This window comes from Pseudomonas sp. HT11 (genome assembly GCF_044875395.1).
In the GTDB taxonomy this organism is placed as follows: Bacteria; Pseudomonadota; Gammaproteobacteria; order Pseudomonadales; family Pseudomonadaceae; genus Aquipseudomonas.
The window spans coordinates 1,944,898-1,963,482 of the sequence record NZ_CP173217.1; the positions used below are offsets into that span (position 1 = coordinate 1,944,898).

General features: G+C 58.9%; 15 protein-coding genes. 13 read left to right on the forward strand and 2 right to left on the reverse strand.

Going from position 1 to position 18,585, the window contains the following annotated elements:
• The first annotated feature begins 2 nt into the window (after positions 1-2).
• From sdhA to ABWL43_RS08935, 9 genes are all read left to right on the forward strand, one after another.
• Positions 3-1,775, forward strand: a complete 1,773-nt coding sequence (gene sdhA, locus ABWL43_RS08895) for a succinate dehydrogenase flavoprotein subunit (protein ID WP_106576742.1) — start codon at positions 3-5, stop codon at positions 1,773-1,775.
• A gap of 11 nt (positions 1,776-1,786) precedes the next feature.
• Positions 1,787-2,491: a succinate dehydrogenase iron-sulfur subunit gene (locus tag ABWL43_RS08900; RefSeq protein WP_003172807.1), complete on the forward strand. Its 705-nt coding sequence runs from the start codon at positions 1,787-1,789 to the stop codon at positions 2,489-2,491.
• Positions 2,492-2,752: 261 nt separating this feature from the next.
• The gene (locus tag ABWL43_RS08905) at positions 2,753-5,584 is read left to right on the forward strand and encodes a 2-oxoglutarate dehydrogenase E1 component (protein WP_404487445.1); all 2,832 of its coding nucleotides are present in this window, start codon (positions 2,753-2,755) and stop codon (positions 5,582-5,584) included.
• A gap of 44 nt (positions 5,585-5,628) precedes the next feature.
• Positions 5,629-6,861, forward strand: a complete 1,233-nt coding sequence (gene odhB, locus ABWL43_RS08910; protein WP_404487446.1) for a 2-oxoglutarate dehydrogenase complex dihydrolipoyllysine-residue succinyltransferase — start codon at positions 5,629-5,631, stop codon at positions 6,859-6,861.
• Positions 6,862-6,960: 99 nt separating this feature from the next.
• The gene (gene lpdA, locus ABWL43_RS08915) at positions 6,961-8,397 is read left to right on the forward strand and encodes a dihydrolipoyl dehydrogenase (RefSeq protein ID WP_106576739.1); all 1,437 of its coding nucleotides are present in this window, start codon (positions 6,961-6,963) and stop codon (positions 8,395-8,397) included.
• A gap of 202 nt (positions 8,398-8,599) precedes the next feature.
• Positions 8,600-9,766 (forward strand): ADP-forming succinate--CoA ligase subunit beta, encoded by a 1,167-nt coding sequence (sucC, locus tag ABWL43_RS08920; protein WP_003233235.1) that lies wholly within the window; start codon positions 8,600-8,602, stop codon positions 9,764-9,766.
• Complete coding sequence (sucD, locus tag ABWL43_RS08925; protein ID WP_003172813.1) at positions 9,766-10,647, forward strand: succinate--CoA ligase subunit alpha; 882 nt, start codon at positions 9,766-9,768, stop codon at positions 10,645-10,647. Before sucC ends, sucD begins: the two co-directional genes overlap by 1 nt.
• Positions 10,648-11,080: 433 nt before the next feature.
• Entirely contained in the window at positions 11,081-12,394 is a 1,314-nt protein-coding gene (gene brnQ, locus ABWL43_RS08930) for a branched-chain amino acid transport system II carrier protein (RefSeq protein WP_262210684.1), read from the forward strand.
• A 215-nt stretch (positions 12,395-12,609) separates the two neighbouring features.
• Positions 12,610-13,350 (forward strand): DUF599 domain-containing protein, encoded by a 741-nt coding sequence (locus ABWL43_RS08935; RefSeq protein ID WP_262210683.1) that lies wholly within the window; start codon positions 12,610-12,612, stop codon positions 13,348-13,350.
• A gap of 102 nt (positions 13,351-13,452) precedes the next feature.
• Here ABWL43_RS08935 and ABWL43_RS08940 read toward each other — a convergent pair whose 3' ends face one another.
• On the reverse strand, positions 13,453-13,710 hold the full coding sequence (locus tag ABWL43_RS08940) for a hypothetical protein (protein ID WP_106576736.1): 258 nt from the start codon (positions 13,708-13,710) through the stop codon (positions 13,453-13,455).
• 158 nt (positions 13,711-13,868) lie between these two features.
• Here ABWL43_RS08940 and ABWL43_RS08945 point away from each other — a divergent pair, with 158 nt between their 5' ends.
• The 4 genes from ABWL43_RS08945 to ABWL43_RS08960 all read left to right on the forward strand — a co-directional run bounded on the left by ABWL43_RS08945 (position 13,869) and on the right by ABWL43_RS08960 (position 17,582).
• Entirely contained in the window at positions 13,869-14,345 is a 477-nt protein-coding gene (locus ABWL43_RS08945) for a PaaI family thioesterase (RefSeq protein WP_262210681.1), read from the forward strand.
• Positions 14,342-14,794, forward strand: a complete 453-nt coding sequence (locus tag ABWL43_RS08950) for a PaaI family thioesterase (protein WP_106576734.1) — start codon at positions 14,342-14,344, stop codon at positions 14,792-14,794. Before ABWL43_RS08945 ends, ABWL43_RS08950 begins: the two co-directional genes overlap by 4 nt.
• A gap of 89 nt (positions 14,795-14,883) precedes the next feature.
• Positions 14,884-16,788: a molecular chaperone HtpG gene (htpG, locus tag ABWL43_RS08955; protein WP_369300470.1), complete on the forward strand. Its 1,905-nt coding sequence runs from the start codon at positions 14,884-14,886 to the stop codon at positions 16,786-16,788.
• A gap of 65 nt (positions 16,789-16,853) precedes the next feature.
• Positions 16,854-17,582 carry a dienelactone hydrolase family protein gene (locus ABWL43_RS08960; protein ID WP_145164974.1) on the forward strand — a complete coding sequence of 243 codons (729 nt, stop codon included), beginning with the start codon at positions 16,854-16,856 and terminating at the stop codon, positions 17,580-17,582.
• A gap of 98 nt (positions 17,583-17,680) precedes the next feature.
• On the opposite strand, the gene ABWL43_RS08965 is transcribed toward ABWL43_RS08960, so the two are convergent.
• Positions 17,681-18,547, reverse strand: coding sequence for a pirin family protein (locus ABWL43_RS08965; protein ID WP_262210680.1), 867 nt, complete (start codon positions 18,545-18,547; stop codon positions 17,681-17,683).
• Positions 18,548-18,585 lie beyond the last annotated feature (38 nt).

Below are 18,585 nucleotides of genomic sequence, written 5' to 3' on the forward strand. Positions count from 1 at the left end.
TCATGGCTAACATTCCAACTATTTCCTTCGACGCCATCATTATTGGTGGCGGCGGTGCTGGCATGCGCGCAGCGCTGCAGCTGGCCCAGGGCGGTCACAAGACTGCCGTGATCACCAAAGTGTTCCCAACGCGTTCCCACACCGTATCGGCCCAGGGTGGCATCACCTGCGCCATCGCGTCCGCCGACCCGAACGATGACTGGCGCTGGCACATGTACGACACCGTCAAGGGTTCCGATTACATCGGTGACCAGGACGCTATCGAATATATGTGTCAGGAAGGCCCGGCCGCCGTGTTCGAGCTGGACCACATGGGTCTGCCGTTCTCGCGTACCGAGCAGGGTCGTATCTACCAGCGTCCATTCGGCGGCCAGTCGAAGGATTACGGTAAAGGCGGCCAGGCTGCCCGTACGTGCGCCGCTTCCGACCGTACCGGTCACGCGCTGCTGCACACCCTGTATCAGGGCAACCTGAAAGCCGGCACCACGTTCCTGAACGAATACTACGCGGTTGACCTGGTGAAAAACGCTGACGGCGCATTCGTCGGCGTGATCGCCATCTGCATCGAAACCGGTGAAACCTCCTACATCCGCGCCAAGGCTACCGTTCTGGCGACTGGCGGTGCAGGCCGTATCTACGCATCGACCACCAATGCCCTGATCAACACCGGTGACGGCGTCGGTATGGCACTGCGTGCAGGCGTACCGGTGCAAGACATCGAAATGTGGCAGTTCCACCCAACCGGCATTGCCGGCGCCGGCGTACTGGTAACCGAAGGTTGCCGTGGTGAAGGTGGCTACCTGATCAACAAGAACGGCGAGCGCTTCATGGAGCGTTACGCTCCGAACGCGAAAGACCTTGCCGGTCGTGACGTTGTAGCCCGTTCGATGGTCAAGGAAATCATTGCCGGTAACGGCTGTGGCCCTAATGGCGACCACGTACTGCTCAAGCTCGATCACCTGGGCGAAGAAGTACTGCACAGCCGCCTGCCGGGTATCTGTGAGCTGTCCAAGACCTTTGCTCACGTTGACCCGGTGGTTGCTCCGGTTCCGGTTGTTCCGACTTGCCACTACATGATGGGCGGCGTGCCGACCAACATTCATGGTCAGGCGATCACTCAGAACGCCGACGGCGTGGACGAGATCATTCACGGCCTGTTCGCGGTAGGCGAAGTGGCGTGCGTATCGGTTCACGGCGCCAACCGCCTGGGCGGCAACTCGCTGCTCGACCTGGTGGTATTCGGTCGCGCTGCCGGCCTGCACCTCGAGAAGGCACTGACCGACGGCATCGAATACGATGACGCGACCGACGCCAACATCGAAACTGCCCTGGCGCGCCTGAACGCTCTGAACGAGCGTACCGATGGCGAAGACGTGGCAACTCTGCGTCGCGAGCTGCAAAACTGCATGCAGAACTACTTCGGTGTATTCCGTACCGGCGAATACATGCAGAAGGGTATTGCCCAGCTGGCCGATCTGCGCAAGCGCATTGCCAACGTCAAGATCAACGATAAGAGCCAGGCGTTCAACACCGCTCGTATCGAAGCCCTTGAGCTGCAAAACCTGTTGGAAGTGGCTGAAGCGACTGCGATCGCCGCCGAGGTTCGTAAAGAATCCCGTGGTGCTCACGCTCGTGAGGACTTTGAAGACCGCGACGACGAGAACTGGTTGTGCCACACCCTGTACTTCCCGGGTGACAAGCGCGTGACCAAGCGTGCCGTGAACTTCTCGCCGAAGACGGTTCCGACGTTTGAACCGAAGATTCGGACTTACTAAGGGTGGCTGCCATGTTGAAAGTCAGTGTTTATCGCTACAACCCTGATCAGGACGCTGCGCCGTTCATGCAGGAATTCCAGGTTGATACCGGTGGTAAAGACCTGATGGTGCTGGACGTGCTGGCCCTGATCAAAGAGCAGGACGAGGGTTTCTCCTATCGTCGCTCTTGTCGTGAAGGTGTGTGCGGTTCCGACGGCATGAACATCAACGGCAAAAACGGCCTGGCGTGCATCACGCCGCTGTCTGCCGTGGTTAAAGGCAACAAGCTGATCGTTCGTCCTCTGCCAGGTCTGCCGGTTATCCGTGACCTGGTCGTCGATATGAGCATCTTCTACAAGCAATACGAGAAAGTTAAGCCGTTCCTGCAGAACGACACGCCGGCTCCGGCCATCGAGCGTCTGCAGTCCCCGGAAGAGCGTGAAAAGCTCGACGGTCTGTACGAGTGCATCCTGTGCGCTTGCTGCTCGACTTCGTGCCCGTCCTTCTGGTGGAACCCGGACAAGTTCCTGGGTCCAGCTGCACTGCTGCAAGCGTATCGCTTCCTGGCAGACAGCCGTGACACCAAGACGTCCGAGCGTCTGGCTTCACTGGATGACCCGTTCAGCGTATTCCGCTGCCGCGGGATCATGAACTGCGTCAACGTATGTCCCAAAGGCCTGAACCCGACTAAGGCCATTGGTCACATCCGTAACATGCTGCTGCAAAGCGGCGTGTAACCGACGTTGTAATAAAGCAGGACCGTTGTGCCCGTAAATGCTACGGCGCAGGCTTCAACCGGCGCCGTAGTTTTAACTTGAGCAGCGACTTACAAAGCCGCGGCTCTTATTTTGAAGAAATGAGACAAGCAGGGGCATTCGGGTTGGTACCCGAACTATCAGCGTGATCCTAAGTGGCTTGTTTTGGTCGCTGCACTTGGCCTTTTGCAAGCAAACTCGGTGTTTTCGCCGGTGGTGTCCCCAAATCGAGGGTGACCAAGCATGCAAGAAAGCGTGATGCAGCGCATGTGGAACAGCGGCTATCTTTCAGGTGGTAACGCTGCCTATGTGGAAGAGCTTTATGAGCTCTACCTGCACGACCCTAACGCTGTGCCAGAAGAATGGCGCACCAAATTTCAGACGTTGTCTTCAGACGGCAACGCTGCCACCGATGTATCGCACGCAACAATTCGCGATCAGTTTGTGCTGCTGGCAAAGAACCAGCGCCGCGCTCAGCCGGTTTCCGCCGGGAGCGTGAGCAGCGAGCACGAGAAGAAGCAAGTTGAAGTACTGCGACTGATCCAGGCTTACCGGATGCGTGGCCACCAGGCGGCCCAGCTTGACCCGCTGGGGCTCTGGAAGCGTCCTGCACCTGCTGACCTGTCGATCAATCATTACGGCTTGACCAATGCCGATCTTGATACGACCTTCCGTGCCGGCGACCTGTTCATCGGCAAAGAGGAAGCGAGCCTACGCGAAATTCACGAAGCGTTGCAGCAGACATATTGCCGCACCATCGGCGCTGAATTTACGCACATCACCGATTCCGAGCAGCGCCACTGGTTCCAGCATCGTCTGGAAGGTGTGCGTGGCCGTCCGGTTTTGTCTGCCGACGTACGCAGCCACTTGCTGGAGCGCGTGACCGCAGCCGAAGGTCTCGAGAAATACCTGGGTACTAAATACCCGGGCACCAAACGTTTCGGCCTGGAAGGCGGCGAGAGCCTGATTCCAATGCTCGACGAGCTGATCCAGCGCTCCGGTTCCTATGGCACCAAGGAAATCGTGATCGGCATGGCTCACCGTGGTCGCCTGAACGTGTTGGTCAACACCTTCGGCAAGAACCCGCGCGAGCTGTTCGACGAGTTCGAAGGCAAGAAGAAGGTCGAGCTGGGTTCCGGTGACGTTAAATACCACCAGGGCTTCTCGTCCAACGTGATGACCACCGGCGGTGAAGTTCACCTGGCCATGGCCTTCAACCCATCCCACCTGGAAATCGTTTCTCCAGTGGTCGAGGGTTCGGTACGTGCTCGCCAGGATCGTCGCAACGATTCCACCGGTGAAAAGGTTCTGCCGATTTCCATCCACGGTGACGCGGCATTCGCCGGTCAAGGCGTGGTTCTGGAAACGTTCCAGATGTCGCAGACGCGCGGCTTCAAGACCGGCGGTACGGTTCACATCGTCATCAACAACCAGGTGGGTTTCACCATCAGCAACCCGCTGGACGCGCGCTCTACCGAGTACGCCACCGACGTTGCCAAGATGATCCAGGCGCCGATCCTCCATGTGAATGGTGATGATCCGGAAGCCGTGCTGTTCGTGACCCAACTGGCCATCGACTACCGCATGCAGTTCAAGCGTGACGTGGTGATCGACCTGGTCTGCTACCGTCGTCGCGGTCACAACGAAGCGGATGAGCCTAGCGGCACCCAACCGTTGATGTACCAGCAAATCACCAAGCAGCGCACCACCCGTGAGCTGTACGCCGACAGCCTGATCAAGGCCGGCGTGGTTGACGATGCGCGTGTTCAGGCGAAGATCGATGAATACCGCAACGCGCTGGACAATGGTCTGCACGTAGTAAAAAGCCTGGTTAAAGAGCCGAACAAAGAGCTGTTCGTGGACTGGCGTCCGTACCTGGGCCACGCCTGGACTGCGCGTCACGACACCTCGTTCGATCTGAAAACCCTGCAGGAACTGTCCGCCAAGCTGCTGGAAATTCCAGATGGCTTCGTGGTGCAGCGCCAGGTTGCGAAGATCTACGAAGACCGTCAGAAGATGCAAGCCGGCGGCCTGCCGATCAACTGGGGTTACGCTGAAACCATGGCGTACGCGACCCTGGCGTTCGAAGGTCACCCGATCCGCATGACCGGCCAGGACATCGGCCGCGGTACGTTCTCGCACCGCCACGCGGTATTGCACAACCAGAAAGACGCGGGCACCTACGTCCCGTTGCAGAACCTGTACGAAGGCCAGCCACGTTTCGACCTGTACGATTCGTTCCTGTCCGAAGAAGCCGTACTGGCGTTCGAATACGGTTACTCGACCACCACGCCAAACGCGCTGGTGATCTGGGAAGCCCAGTTCGGCGACTTCGCCAACGGTGCCCAGGTGGTTATCGACCAGTTCATCACCAGCGGCGAGCACAAGTGGGGCCGTCTGTGCGGTCTGACCATGCTGCTGCCACACGGTTATGAAGGTCAGGGTCCGGAGCACTCTTCGGCCCGTCTGGAGCGTTACCTGCAGCTGTGCGCCGAGCACAACATCCAGGTGTGCGTGCCGACTACTCCGGCCCAGATCTACCATTTGCTGCGTCGCCAGGTGATCCGCCCGCTGCGCAAGCCGCTGGTAGTGCTGACCCCGAAATCGCTGTTGCGTCACAAATTGGCCATCTCGACCCTGGAAGATCTGGCCGACGGTTCGTTCCAGACCGTGATTCCAGAAATCGACACCCTGGACGCGGCCAAGGTCACTCGCCTGATCCTGTGCAGCGGCAAGGTTTACTACGACTTGCTGGAAAAACGCCGTGCCGAAGGCCGCGAAGACATCGCCATCGTGCGGATCGAGCAGCTTTACCCGTTCCCGGAAGACGACCTGATGGAGGCCATCGCGCCTTACACCAACCTCACCAACGTGGTGTGGTGTCAGGAAGAACCGATGAACCAGGGCGCGTGGTACAGCAGTCAGCATCACTTGCGTCGCAGCATCGGTAACCACAAAACAGGCCTTGGCCTTGAGTATGCCGGTCGTGATGCTTCTGCTGCACCTGCGTGTGGTTATGCGTCGATGCACGCCGAGCAGCAGGAAAAACTGCTGCAAGATGCTTTCACTGTTTAACGCCTTCGCGCTGACTGAAACCGAATTTTAAGGACCCACAGATAATGGCTATCGAAATCAAAGCCCCGTCATTCCCGGAATCGGTTGCCGATGGCACCGTTGCCACCTGGCACAAGAAACCAGGCGACGCCGTCAAGCGTGACGACCTGATCGTCGACATCGAGACCGACAAAGTCGTTCTGGAAGTGTTGGCTGAGGCTGACGGCGTACTGGGCGCAATCGTTGCCGAAGAAGGCGCTACCGTTCTGTCGAACCAGATCCTGGGCTCGATCGAAGAGGGCAGCGCTGCTGCTCCTGCTCCAGCCGCTGCCCCGGCCGCCGCTGCTGCCCCGGCTGCTTCGGCGGCAGCTGCACCCGCTGCTGCTGGCGAAGATCCAATCGCTGCCCCGGCTGCGCGTCAGCTGGCCGAAGAAAACGGCATCAACCTGGCGTCCATCAAAGGCACCGGCAAAGACGGCCGTGTCACCAAGGAAGACGTGGTGGCTGCAGTTGAAGCCAAGAAAAACGCTCCAGCTGCCGCACCTGCCAAGGCTGCTGCTCCGGCTGCCGCTGCGCCTGTGTTCGCCGCTGGCGACCGCACCGAGAAGCGCGTACCGATGACTCGCGTACGTGCCACCGTGGCCAAGCGCCTGGTCGAAGCACAGTCGAACATGGCGATGCTGACTACCTTCAACGAAGTCGACATGACCGAAGTCATGGCCCTGCGTTCGAAGTACAAGGACCTGTTCGAGAAGTCCCACAATGGCGTGCGCCTGGGCTTCATGTCGTTCTTCGTGAAAGCGGCCACCGAAGCGCTGAAACGCTTCCCGGCAGTCAACGCTTCCATCGACGGCAGCGACATCGTTTACCACGGCTATGCAGACATCGGCGTTGCCGTGTCCAGCGACCGTGGCCTGGTGGTACCGGTTCTGCGTAACGCCGAACTGATGAGCCTGGCTGAAATCGAAGGCGGCATCGCCGGCTTCGGCAAGAAAGCCCGTGACGGCAAGCTGACCATCGACGAGATGACCGGTGGTACCTTCACCATCACCAACGGTGGTACCTTCGGTTCGATGATGTCGACCCCGATCGTCAACCCGCCACAAGCTGCGATCCTGGGCATGCACAACATCATCCAGCGTCCGATGGCCATCAACGGCCAAGTCGTGATCCGCCCAATGATGTACCTGGCACTGTCTTACGATCACCGCCTGATCGATGGTAAAGAAGCCGTGACTTTCCTGGTGACCATCAAGAACCTGCTGGAAGACCCGGCTCGTCTGCTGCTGGACATCTAAAGACGCAGCGGCAAGTTGCGAGCTACAAGCTGTAGGAAAAAGCAGCTTGGCTTGCGGCTTGTCGCTTGAAGCTTGTCGCTGAATAGAGGAACTATTTTCATGTCGCAGAAATTTGACGTTGTAGTGATTGGTGCAGGTCCTGGCGGCTACGTTGCCGCTATCAAGGCCGCACAACTGGGCCTCTCGACTGCTTGCATCGAAAAATACACCGACAAGGAAGGCAAACTGGCGCTGGGCGGTACTTGCCTGAACGTAGGTTGCATTCCTTCCAAGGCGCTGCTGGACAGCTCCTGGAAATTCCACGAAGCCCAAAGCGGTTTCGCGATCCACGGCATCAACCATGCTGGCGTGACCATGGACGTGCCAGCAATGGTCGGCCGTAAAGCCAACATCGTTAAAGGCCTGACTTCCGGCGTTGCCACCCTGTTCAAGGCCAACGGCGTTACTTCCCTGCAAGGTCACGGCAAACTGCTGGCCGGCAAGAAAGTTGAAATCACCAAGCCGGACGGTTCGGTCGAGGTCATCGAAGCCGAGAACGTGATCCTGGCTCCAGGCTCGCGTCCAATCGACATTCCACCGGCTCCCGTTGACCAGAACGTGATCGTTGATTCGACCGGCGCCCTGGAATTCCAAACCGTGCCTAAGCGTCTGGGCGTGATCGGCGCTGGCGTCATCGGTCTGGAGCTGGGTTCGGTATGGTCCCGCCTGGGTTCTGAAGTGACCGTTCTGGAAGCCCTGGACACGTTCCTGCTGGCTGCCGACACCGCGGTGTCCAAAGAAGCGCTGAAAACCCTGACCAAACAAGGTCTGGACATCAAGCTGGGCGCCCGTGTTACCGGTTCCAAGGTCAACGGCGAAGAAGTCGTGGTGACCTACACCGATAAAGAAGGCGAGCAGACCATCACCTTCGACAAGCTGATCGTAGCCGTGGGTCGCCGGCCAGTGACCACCGACTTGCTGGCTTCCGACAGCGGCGTGAACATCGACGAGCGTGGTTTCATCCACGTTGACGATCACTGCGCTACCACCGTGCCTGGCGTGTACGCCATCGGCGACGTGGTGCGCGGCATGATGCTGGCGCACAAGGCGTCCGAAGAAGGCATCATGGTTGTCGAGCGCATCAAGGGTCACAAAACCCAGATGAACTACGACCTGATCCCGTCCGTTATCTACACCCACCCGGAAATTGCATGGGTCGGCAAGAACGAACAGCAGTTGAAAGCTGAAGGCGTTGAAGTTAACGTCGGCACCTTCCCGTTTGCCGCTTCTGGCCGTGCCATGGCAGCCAACGACACCGGTGGTTTTGTCAAAGTCATCGCTGATGCCAAGACTGACCGCGTATTGGGCGTCCACGTGATTGGCCCAAGCGCTGCAGAACTGGTTCAGCAAGGCGCGATCGGTATGGAATTCGGCACCAGCGCCGAGGATCTGGGCATGATGGTCTTCTCCCATCCGACCCTGTCTGAAGCGTTGCATGAAGCCGCGTTGGCTGTGAATGGCGGCGCCATCCACATCGCCAACAAGAAGAAACGCTAAGCGAGATAATAAGAAACCACGGCGGTTGCCCGTCGTGAGCCTTGCGCGCAAGACTCACCGCGGAATATCCGCTGGACGCAGTCTTGCGCAGCTTTACGGGCGTTAAGCCCTGCAAGTTGTGCAAGCAGCAGTCACAGGTGGCGCGGCACTCATAATGAGCGCAGCGCCGAATGCGCAGTACCTAACGAAGACGGTAAAAAGCATGAATCTTCACGAGTATCAGGGTAAGCAGCTGTTCGCTGAATACGGCCTGCCAGTATCCAAGGGTTACGCAGTAGACACCCCGGAAGCAGCAGCAGAAGCTTGCGACAAAATCGGTGGTACCGAGTGGGTTGTCAAAGCCCAGGTCCACGCTGGTGGTCGCGGTAAAGCGGGCGGCGTTAAGCTGGTTCGCAGCAAAGAAGACGCCAAGGCCTTCGCACAGCAGTGGCTGGGCAAGCGTCTGGTGACTTACCAGACTGATGCCAATGGCCAACCAGTCACCAAGATCCTGGTTGAATCGTGCACTGATATCGCTAAAGAGCTGTACCTGGGCGCTGTCGTTGACCGTTCGAGCCGTCGCATTGTGTTCATGGCTTCCACCGAAGGTGGCGTGGACATCGAGAAGATTGCTCACGAAACCCCAGAAAAAATTCTGAAAGCCACTATCGATCCACTGGTTGGCGCTCAGCCATTCCAGGGTCGTGAGCTGGCTTTCCAGCTGGGCCTGGAAGGCAAGCAAGTTGCCCAGTTCGCCAAGATCTTCGTAGGTCTGGCCAAACTGTTCCAGGATCACGATCTGGCCCTGCTGGAAGTGAACCCGCTGGTGATCAAGGCTGACGGCGATCTGCACTGCCTCGACGCCAAGATCAACATCGACGCCAACGCCATGTACCGTCAGCCTAAGCTGAAGACTTTCCACGATCCGTCGCAAGACGATCCGCGCGAAGCGCACGCTGCCAAGTTCGAACTGAACTACGTAGCGCTGGAAGGTAACATCGGTTGCATGGTCAACGGTGCTGGCCTGGCCATGGGTACCATGGACATCGTCAACCTGCATGGCGGCAAGCCAGCCAACTTCCTCGATGTGGGCGGCGGTGCTACCAAAGAACGCGTGACCGAAGCGTTCAAGATCATCCTGTCCGACTCCAACGTCGCTGCAGTATTGGTCAACATTTTCGGCGGCATCGTTCGTTGCGACATGATTGCCGAAGGCATCATCGGTGCAGTGAAAGAAGTCGGCGTTAAAATCCCGGTTGTTGTACGCCTTGAAGGTAACAACGCTGAACTGGGCGCTAAAGTACTGGCAGAAAGCGGTTTGAACATCATCGCGGCTACCAGCCTGACCGACGCTGCTCAACAAGTTGTCAAAGCTGCGGAGGGCAAATAATGAGCGTCCTGATCAATAAAGACACCAAAGTTATCTGCCAGGGTATTACCGGTTCGCAAGGTAGTTTCCACACCCAGCAAGCCATCGAGTACGGCACCAAGATGGTTGGCGGCGTAACTCCGGGCAAAGGCGGCACCGAGCACCTGGGTCTGCCAGTGTTCAACACCGTGAAAGACGCTGTAGCTGCCACTGGCGCCACCGCCAGCGTGATCTACGTTCCAGCACCTTTCTGCAAGGATTCCATCCTGGAAGCAGCATTCGGCGGCATCAAGCTGATCGTGTGCATCACCGAAGGCATTCCTACCCTGGACATGCTGGACGCTAAAGTTAAGTGCGACGAGCTGGGCGTAGTCCTGATCGGCCCTAACTGCCCAGGCGTGATCACTCCAGGCGAATGCAAGATCGGCATCATGCCAGGTCACATTCACTTGCCAGGCAAAGTCGGTATCGTTTCGCGTTCCGGCACCCTGACCTACGAAGCTGTGAAGCAAACCACTGACGCCGGTTTCGGTCAGTCGACTTGCGTCGGCATCGGCGGTGACCCGATCCCAGGCTCGAACTTCATCGACATCCTGAAACTGTTCCAGGAAGACCCGAAGACCGAAGCGATCGTGATGATCGGTGAGATCGGCGGTTCGGCTGAAGAAGAAGCGGCTGCCTACATCAAGGCACACGTGACCAAGCCGGTTGTTTCCTACATCGCTGGTGTGACTGCCCCTGCGGGCAAGCGTATGGGCCATGCTGGCGCAATCATCTCTGGCGGCAAAGGCACTGCAGACGAGAAATTCGCTGCACTGCAAGACGCAGGCGTTAAAACCGTGCGTTCGCTGGCAGACATCGGCAAAGCCCTGGCTGAGCTGACGGGTTGGGCTGTCAAGTAAGCCTCGCGCTTAGCTGACGCTTCACCCACACAAAGGCCACCTTCGGGTGGCCTTTGTGTGTTCTGGGGTTGCCTGAACGTGGCAGGTGGCCGCGCCAAATTGTGGGAGCCGGGCTTGCCCGCGATGGCATCACCCCCGGTTGTACTGACGCACCGAGGTGCCTGCATCGCGGGCAAGCCCGGCTCCCACATTGATTGTGTCAGGCTCAAAAGGTATGAAAACGCGACATTTGGATGTCGCTTATCGGACAGTTCGCCCCGCAACAGTGCGTTTGTCAGCCCAATTCTGTACTCTAGCCGCCTCTTTATGCGTCCGCATCCCAAAAGGAAGCCGCGCGCCAGATCGGTCGGTCCCCATAAGGACCGGCAGCAGTTCCCTCATCCACAGGGAATCCCTCTCTAAATTCCGATTCAGTAGTGTGGTATTTCCTGAAATGAAAGTGTTGAAAAGCCAGGATGTCCTGGCGTTAGGCTTTATGACTTTTGCCCTGTTCGTGGGCGCCGGCAACATCATCTTCCCGCCTATCGTTGGTTTGCAGTCCGGGCCTCACGTCTGGATGGCAGCGCTGGGCTTCCTGATCACCGCGGTCGGTCTGCCGGTGGTCACCGTCATCGCTTTGGCCAAGGTCGGCGGCGGTATGGACGCGTTGAGCAGCCCGATCGGCAAGATCGCCGGCGGCCTGCTCGCGGCGGCGGCGTACCTGGCGGTAGGGCCGCTGTTCGCCACCCCGCGTACCGCGACCGTTTCGTTTGAAGTGGGCCTGGCGCCGCTGACCGGCGAAAGCCCGCTGGCGCTGTTCCTCTACAGCTCGGTGTATTTCCTGGTGGTGTTCTTCGTGTCCCTGTACCCGGGCCGCCTGCTGGACACTGTCGGTCGCTTCCTGGCGCCACTGAAAATCATCGCCCTGGCCATTCTGGGCATCGCTGCATTTGCCCTGCCGGCCGGTAATGTCGGCGTTGCGACACCAGAATACGTGGCCGCACCGTTCTCTCAAGGCTTCATCAATGGTTACCTGACCATGGATACCCTGGGCGCGCTGGTGTTCGGGATCGTCATCGTCAATGCCATCCGTTCCCGTGGCGTCGAATCGCCACAGCTGATCACCCGCTACGCAATCATTGCCGGGTTAATTGCCGGCGTGGGCCTGGCGCTGGTGTACGTCAGCCTGTTCCGCCTGGGTTCGGGCAGCCATGCCGTGGCCGCCGGCGCGAGCAACGGTGCGGCGGTGCTGCACGCTTACGTGCAACACACGTTCGGCTCCCTGGGCAGCGGCTTCCTCGCCGTGTTGATCTCCCTGGCATGCCTGGTCACCGCTGTGGGCCTGACCTGCGCGTGCGCCGAGTACTTCAGCAAAATCCTGCCGCTGTCCTACAAGACGCTGGTAGTGATCCTGGCGCTGTTCTCGCTGTTTGTGTCCAACCTGGGCCTGACCAAGCTGATCGCCTTCTCGATTCCGGTGCTTACCGCGATCTACCCGCCGTGCATCGTGCTGGTGGCCCTGAGCTTCTGCAAAGACTTCTGGCTGGAGCAGGGCCGTATCGTTGGCCCGGTGATGCTGGTGTCGTTCATCTTTGGTTGCATCGATGCGCTCAAGGGCGCGGGCCTGGCCGATTGGTTGCCTGCCCAGCTGGCGCACCTGCCGCTGAGCGAGCAAGGCCTGGCATGGCTGGTGCCGTCGGTGATGACGCTGGTCGTTGCATTTGTGGTTGATCGCATGCTCGGCAAGCGTAGCGAAGCCATCGCGTAACGAGCGGTTTCACGCGGCATCGAAATGCCCCGTATCAATCGATACGGGGCATTTTTTATGCCTGTGAGACGACTACCCTCTAAAGTTGAAACGCGGTCGGTGTGGGAGCTGGTTGCCTGCGATTGCTGTATCGCCCGATCCAGCGCTATCGCAGGCAAGCCAGCTCCCACATTTTGACCCGCGTTCGTCTCCATCCATTGTGCATAAGGCCCCGCATGTCGTTCATCGAAACCAATCAGGTCCACCTGCTTGCCGCCCTCTGGTTCGTCCTGTGCTGGGGGGGTTACACCCGATACGCCACTTGGAAAGCCCGCGACACCGCCTGCCTGGCCAGCGTGCTGCATTTGTATCGCGAGGACTGGATGCGCCGCATGTTGCTGCGCGACAACCGCATCGCCGACGCCAGCGTGATCGGCAACCTGGAGCGCAACGCTTCGTTCTTCGCCTCCAGCACGTTGATCATCCTCGCCGGCATTCTTACCGTGCTCGGTGCGTCCGAGCGGGCGGTGTCGTTGCTGGCGGACATCCCCATGGTGCAGCAGGCGTCCCAGGGCATGTCGGAAATCAAGCTGCTGTGCCTGGCGCTGGTGTTCGTCTACGCGTTTTTCACCTTCAGTTGGTGCATGCGCCAGTACAACTTTGCCGCGGTGCTGGTGGGGTCGGCGCCGATGATCGGTGAGCGGCATGTGTCGGAGCAGGAGCGCAAAGCGTTTGCGCTGCGAGCAGCCAGGGTGATCTCGATGGCCGCCAACCAATTCAACTTTGGCCTGCGCGCTTATTATTTCGGCATGACCATGCTCGCCTGGTTTGTCAGCCCCTGGTTGTTCATGTTGATGAGCGGCGGGGTCGTGGTGGTGTTGTACCGTCGGGAGTTTCATTCCGACGTACTGCAGGTGATAGTCTATACCCCGACTGATACGCCGGCGTCCGAAGTGGCTAAAGACGCAGTGTCTTAACTAGGGCGTCCGGTTAGTCCAACTTTTAACCCACGGCTAAACAGCAGACAAAGAAAAGCCCGCTATGTAAGCGGGCTTTCTTTCGCAGCAATTGCCAGGCTATTAAGGCTTGGCAGGTGCTACTGGAGTAGCGGTACCGTCTTCTTTCGCTTTTTCAGCGTTTGCATCAGCCTGAGCTTTGGCAGCATCGGCGTTTTCTTTTGCAGCGTCGTTCACTTTATCCTGTGCTTTCGCCATGTCCTTCTGAGCTTGCTCAGAATGCGACTGTGCATCTTGGGCTTTGTCTTCGGATTTTTTATCGCAGGCAGCGAGGCCGAGGGCAGCGGCGAGCATCATGGAAATAGCTAAAGTCTTGCGCATGGGGTGTTTCTCCTTATTGAAGATATCTACTGGCCTTTCGAGCCTGGGGGGTCAGCATTAGTTCCTTTTATTCCCCAGATATATAAACACCGGTGATCAAGGAACTTTCAACCGCACGACATACTCCGCGGATCAACACTAATAAGAGTCTAGACCACATGACCGAAAATCCCCTGTTAGCCCGTGCCACGCGCTTTGTTTCGGCGCTGCGCCATTGCCGGGTGCTGGGCATCACCGTCCATGCTGCCAGCGACGAAGGCATGACGCTGTGCCTGCCTTACGGCCCGCATATCGTCGGTGATCCCCAGACCGGCGTGATTCACGGCGGCGCATTGACCTCCTTGATGGACACGGCCTGCGGCATGGCAACCCTGTGTGTATTGCCCGAGTTCGAGGTGTGCCCAACCCTGGACCTGCGCGTTGACTACATGCACCCCGCCGAACCGCACAAACCTGTTTATGGCTTTGCGCACTGTTACCGGGTGACCACCGACGTGATCTTCACCCGTGGTTTTGCTTATCAGGAGGACCCGCAACAGCCGATTGCCCATGTGGTGGGCACGTTCATGCGCATGGGCAAGCGCCTCAAGGGCACCCAAGGGCTGGGCAGCACCATCAAGGGAGAGCGGGCATGACACACCGATTCAAAACCCGCCTCGAACAGGCCCATGAGCGCGGTAACTATGAGGCGCTGCTCGACCTGATTCCCTACGCCAAGCTGATCGGCATTGAGTGCACGCGGCTGGGAGATGAATTGCTGTTTCGTATGCCGGCCAACAAGGACAACATTGGTAACCCGATATTGCCGGCGCTGCACGGTGGCGTGATTGCCGGGTTCATGGAGTTGTCGGCGGCGTTGCACCTGCTGGTGTTTACCGGCTCGCCCGGCATTCCGAAAATCATCGACTTTTCCCTCGATTACCTGCGTGCCGGCCAGTTTCGCGACACTTACGCCAAATGCCAGGTATGGCGCCAGGGCCGCCGAGTTGCCAATGTGGCGATCACCGCCTGGCAAAGTACCCCGGCCGAACCGATTGCCACCGCCCGCGCACATTTCAAGATTGAGGAATCGGCGCGCCCTTGAAATCCTGGTCTTAGCCCCCAACTTTGATGACAACCCGCCGCCAACCCTCAAGGGCGCGGCCACTGCCATCCAATTGGAGTTTGATGACCATGAGTGTGGAAACTCAAAAGGAAACCCTGGGCTTCCAGACCGAGGTGAAGCAGCTGCTGCACCTCATGATCCATTCGCTGTATTCCAACAAGGAAATCTTCCTTCGCGAATTGATCTCGAACGCCTCAGACGCTGTCGACAAATTACGTTTCGAAGCCCTGTCCAAGCCTGAGTTGCTGGAAGGTGGCGCCGAACTGAAAATCCGTGTGAGCTTCGACAAAGACGCCAAGACCGTCACCCTCGAAGACAACGGCATCGGCATGAGCCGCGAAGACGCGATCACCCATTTGGGCACCATCGCCAAATCCGGCACCGCCGATTTCATGAAAAACCTGTCGGGCGACCAGAAAAAAGATTCGCACCTGATCGGTCAGTTCGGTGTGGGCTTCTACTCGGCCTTCATCGTCGCCGACAAGGTTGAAGTGTTCAGCCGTCGCGCCGGCCTCGACGCCAGCGAAGGCGTGCACTGGTCCTCCAAAGGTGAGGGCGAGTTCGAAATCGCCACCATCGACAAAGCTGACCGTGGCACCCGCATCGTGCTGCACCTCAAATCCGGTGAAGATGAATTCGCCGACGGTTACCGTCTGCGCAACATCATCAAGAAGTACTCCGACCATATTGCTTTGCCAATCGAGCTGCCTAAAGAACAGGCGGCTGTCGAGGGCGAAGAGAAACCTGCCCAGGAATGGGAAGTGGTCAACCGTGCCAGCGCCCTGTGGACCCGTCCTCGCACTGAGGTGAAGGACGAGGAATACCAGGAGTTCTACAAGCACATCGCTCACGACTACGAAAACCCGCTGAGCTGGAGCCACAACAAGGTCGAAGGCAAGCTGGAATACAGTTCGCTGCTTTACGTACCGGCCCGTGCGCCGTTCGACCTGTACCAGCGTGAAGCGCCAAAAGGCCTGAAGCTGTACGTGCAGCGCGTGTTCGTGATGGACCAGGCGGAATCCTTCCTGCCGTTGTACCTGCGCTTCATCAAAGGTGTGGTCGACTCCAACGACCTGTCGTTGAACGTGTCGCGCGAAATCCTGCAGAAAGACCCGATCATCGACTCCATGAAGTCGGCGCTGACCAAGCGCGTGCTCGACATGCTGGAGAAACTGGCGAAGAACGAGCCAGAGCAATACAAGAGCTTCTGGAAAAACTTCGGCCAGGTCATGAAAGAAGGCCCGGCGGAAGATTTTGCCAACAAGGAAAAAATCGCCGGCCTGCTGCGCTTTGCGTCCACCCTGGGTGATGACGGTGAGCAGGTTGTGTCGCTGGCCGAGTACCTGGCGCGCGCCAAGGAAGGTCAGGACAAGATCTACTACCTGACCGGTGAAACCTACGCGCAGGTCAAAAACAGCCCGCACCTGGAAGTCTTCCGCAAGAAAGGCATCGAAGTGCTGCTGCTGACCGACCGTATCGATGAGTGGCTGATGAGCTACCTCAGCGAGTTCGACGGCAAAACCTTCGTCGACGTGGCCCGTGGTGACCTGGACCTGGGTAACCTGGACTCCGAAGAAGAGAAAAAAGAAGCCGAAGAAGTCGCCAAGGCCAAAGAAGGCCTGGTTGAACGAATCAAGTCTGCCTTGGGCGATGCCGTCAGCGAAGTGCGGGTTTCCCACCGTCTGACTGATTCTCCGGCGATTCTGGCCATCGGCGAGCAGGACCTGGGCATGCAGATGCGTCAGATCCTTGAAGCCAGCGGTCAGAAGGTTCCGGATTCCAAGCCGATCTTCGAATTCAACCCGGCTCACCCGCTGATCGAGAAACTCGATGGTGAGCAAAGCGAAGAGCGTTTTGGCGACCTGTCGCACATCCTCTTCGACCAGGCGGCGCTCGCCGCTGGCGACAGCCTGAAAGACCCGGCCGCCTACGTGCGCCGACTGAACAAGCTGTTGGTTGAACTGTCGGTTTAACACCGTTGTAGAAAAACCCGCTTCGGCGGGTTTTTTCGTTCTACGCATCTCAACTGGAGTAAATGATGAGCCAAGTCACTGTGCGTTCCGTGGTCTATCAGATTGATGGCCAGTCCTATGAAAGCCGCCTGGCGTTCGATGCCAGCCATAAGGGCCCGCTGCCGGGCCTGCTGATGGCGCCGAACTGGATGGGTGTGAGTGCCGGTGCTGAAGAAATCGCCAAGAGCGTGGCTGCCAAGGGCTACGTGGTGCTGATCGCCGACCTGTACGGCCAAACCGTGCGCCCCTCCAATGGCGATGAAGCCGGCGCGGCCATGATGCCGTTGAAGAATGATCGCCCGCTGCTGAACAAGCGCATGCAGGCGGCCTTCGAGCAACTGCAAGGCCAGAGCGAGGCGGCGGTGGATACCTCCAGGCTCGCGACCTTTGGTTTCTGCTTCGGCGGTTGCTGCTCCCTGGAGCTGGCGCGTACCGGCGCCCCGTTGAAGGCCGCCGTGTCGTTCCACGGCACCCTCGACACGCCGAACCCGGCGGATGCGAAGAACATCAAAGGCGCGGTGTTGGTGCTGCACGGTGCGTCCGACCCCTTGGTGCCGAAAGAGCAACTGCCAGCGTTTGAAGATGAAATGAACGCGGCCGGTGTGGATTGGCAACTGCTGAGCTACGGCGGCGCCGTGCATTCCTTCACCGACCCGCACGCCAATGTGCCGGGCAAGATGATGTATGACGCGAAGACCGCTGCGCGGGCGTTCCAGTCGATGCATAACTTGCTGGATGAAGTGTTCAAGGGCTGAATCTTCGGCGCCTGTTAGGGCCTCATCGGGGGCAAGCCCCCTCCCACATTTTGAATGTATTCACAGTTCAAGTGCGGGAGGGGGCTTGCCCCCGATGGCTATCTCCCAGGCAACTCAATTCTTTCAGTTTCCCCCGGCACCGTCGGCCAATCCCCGGCCGCCCATCGTTGCCGCGCCTGTTCGATCATCGCCGGGTCGCTCGCGACAAAATTCCAGTTGATCCGCCGTGGCCCGTCCAGCGGCGCGCCGCCAAACACCACCAGGTGGCAATCACTTTCAGCGAACAGCGTCATTTCCTGCCCGGCAGGCAGGACAACCAGGCTATGCACTGCCAAGGCCTCACCGTCCAACTGCGCTTCACCCTCCAGCACATACACCGCCCGTTCCTCGTATTCATCCGGGATCAGCAGCGTCGTGGCCGTCTGCATCTGCACTTCGGCATACACGGTGGGCGAGAGCACCGGCACCGGCGATTTGAGGCAGAAGCCGGCGCCTGCGATCAGGCGAATCTGCACGCCCAGGTTGTCACTGATCGGTAAGCTCGCCGCCGCGTGATGGCTGTAATGCCCGGGTCCGGTTTCGTGGTCCTTGGGGGAGGCCAGCCACACTTGCAGCCCGTGCAGGCTTAATCCGTCGGCCTTGAGTGCCTCGGGCGTGCGTTCGACGTGGGCAATCGCGCTGCCGGCGGTCATCCAGCTGACGTCGCCGGCCTGCACCACCTGGTCCGAGCCGAGGCTGTCCTTGTGCTGCAGCGCGCCCTCAAACAAATACGTCAGCGTGGACAACCCGATATGCGGGTGCTGGCGGATGTTCATGCCGGTACCCGGCGCATAGCGCGTGAGCAGCATGTGATCGAAAAACACGAAAGGCCCGACGCTGCGGCATTCGCGCGACGGCAGCGGGCGCAGGATCGGCTGGCCCTCGACCTCTTCGGCGCGCGGGCGGATCACGGTGAGGATGGGCATGGTGCGTCCCTGTCTGAGCGGGTTGGATGACCAAGAGC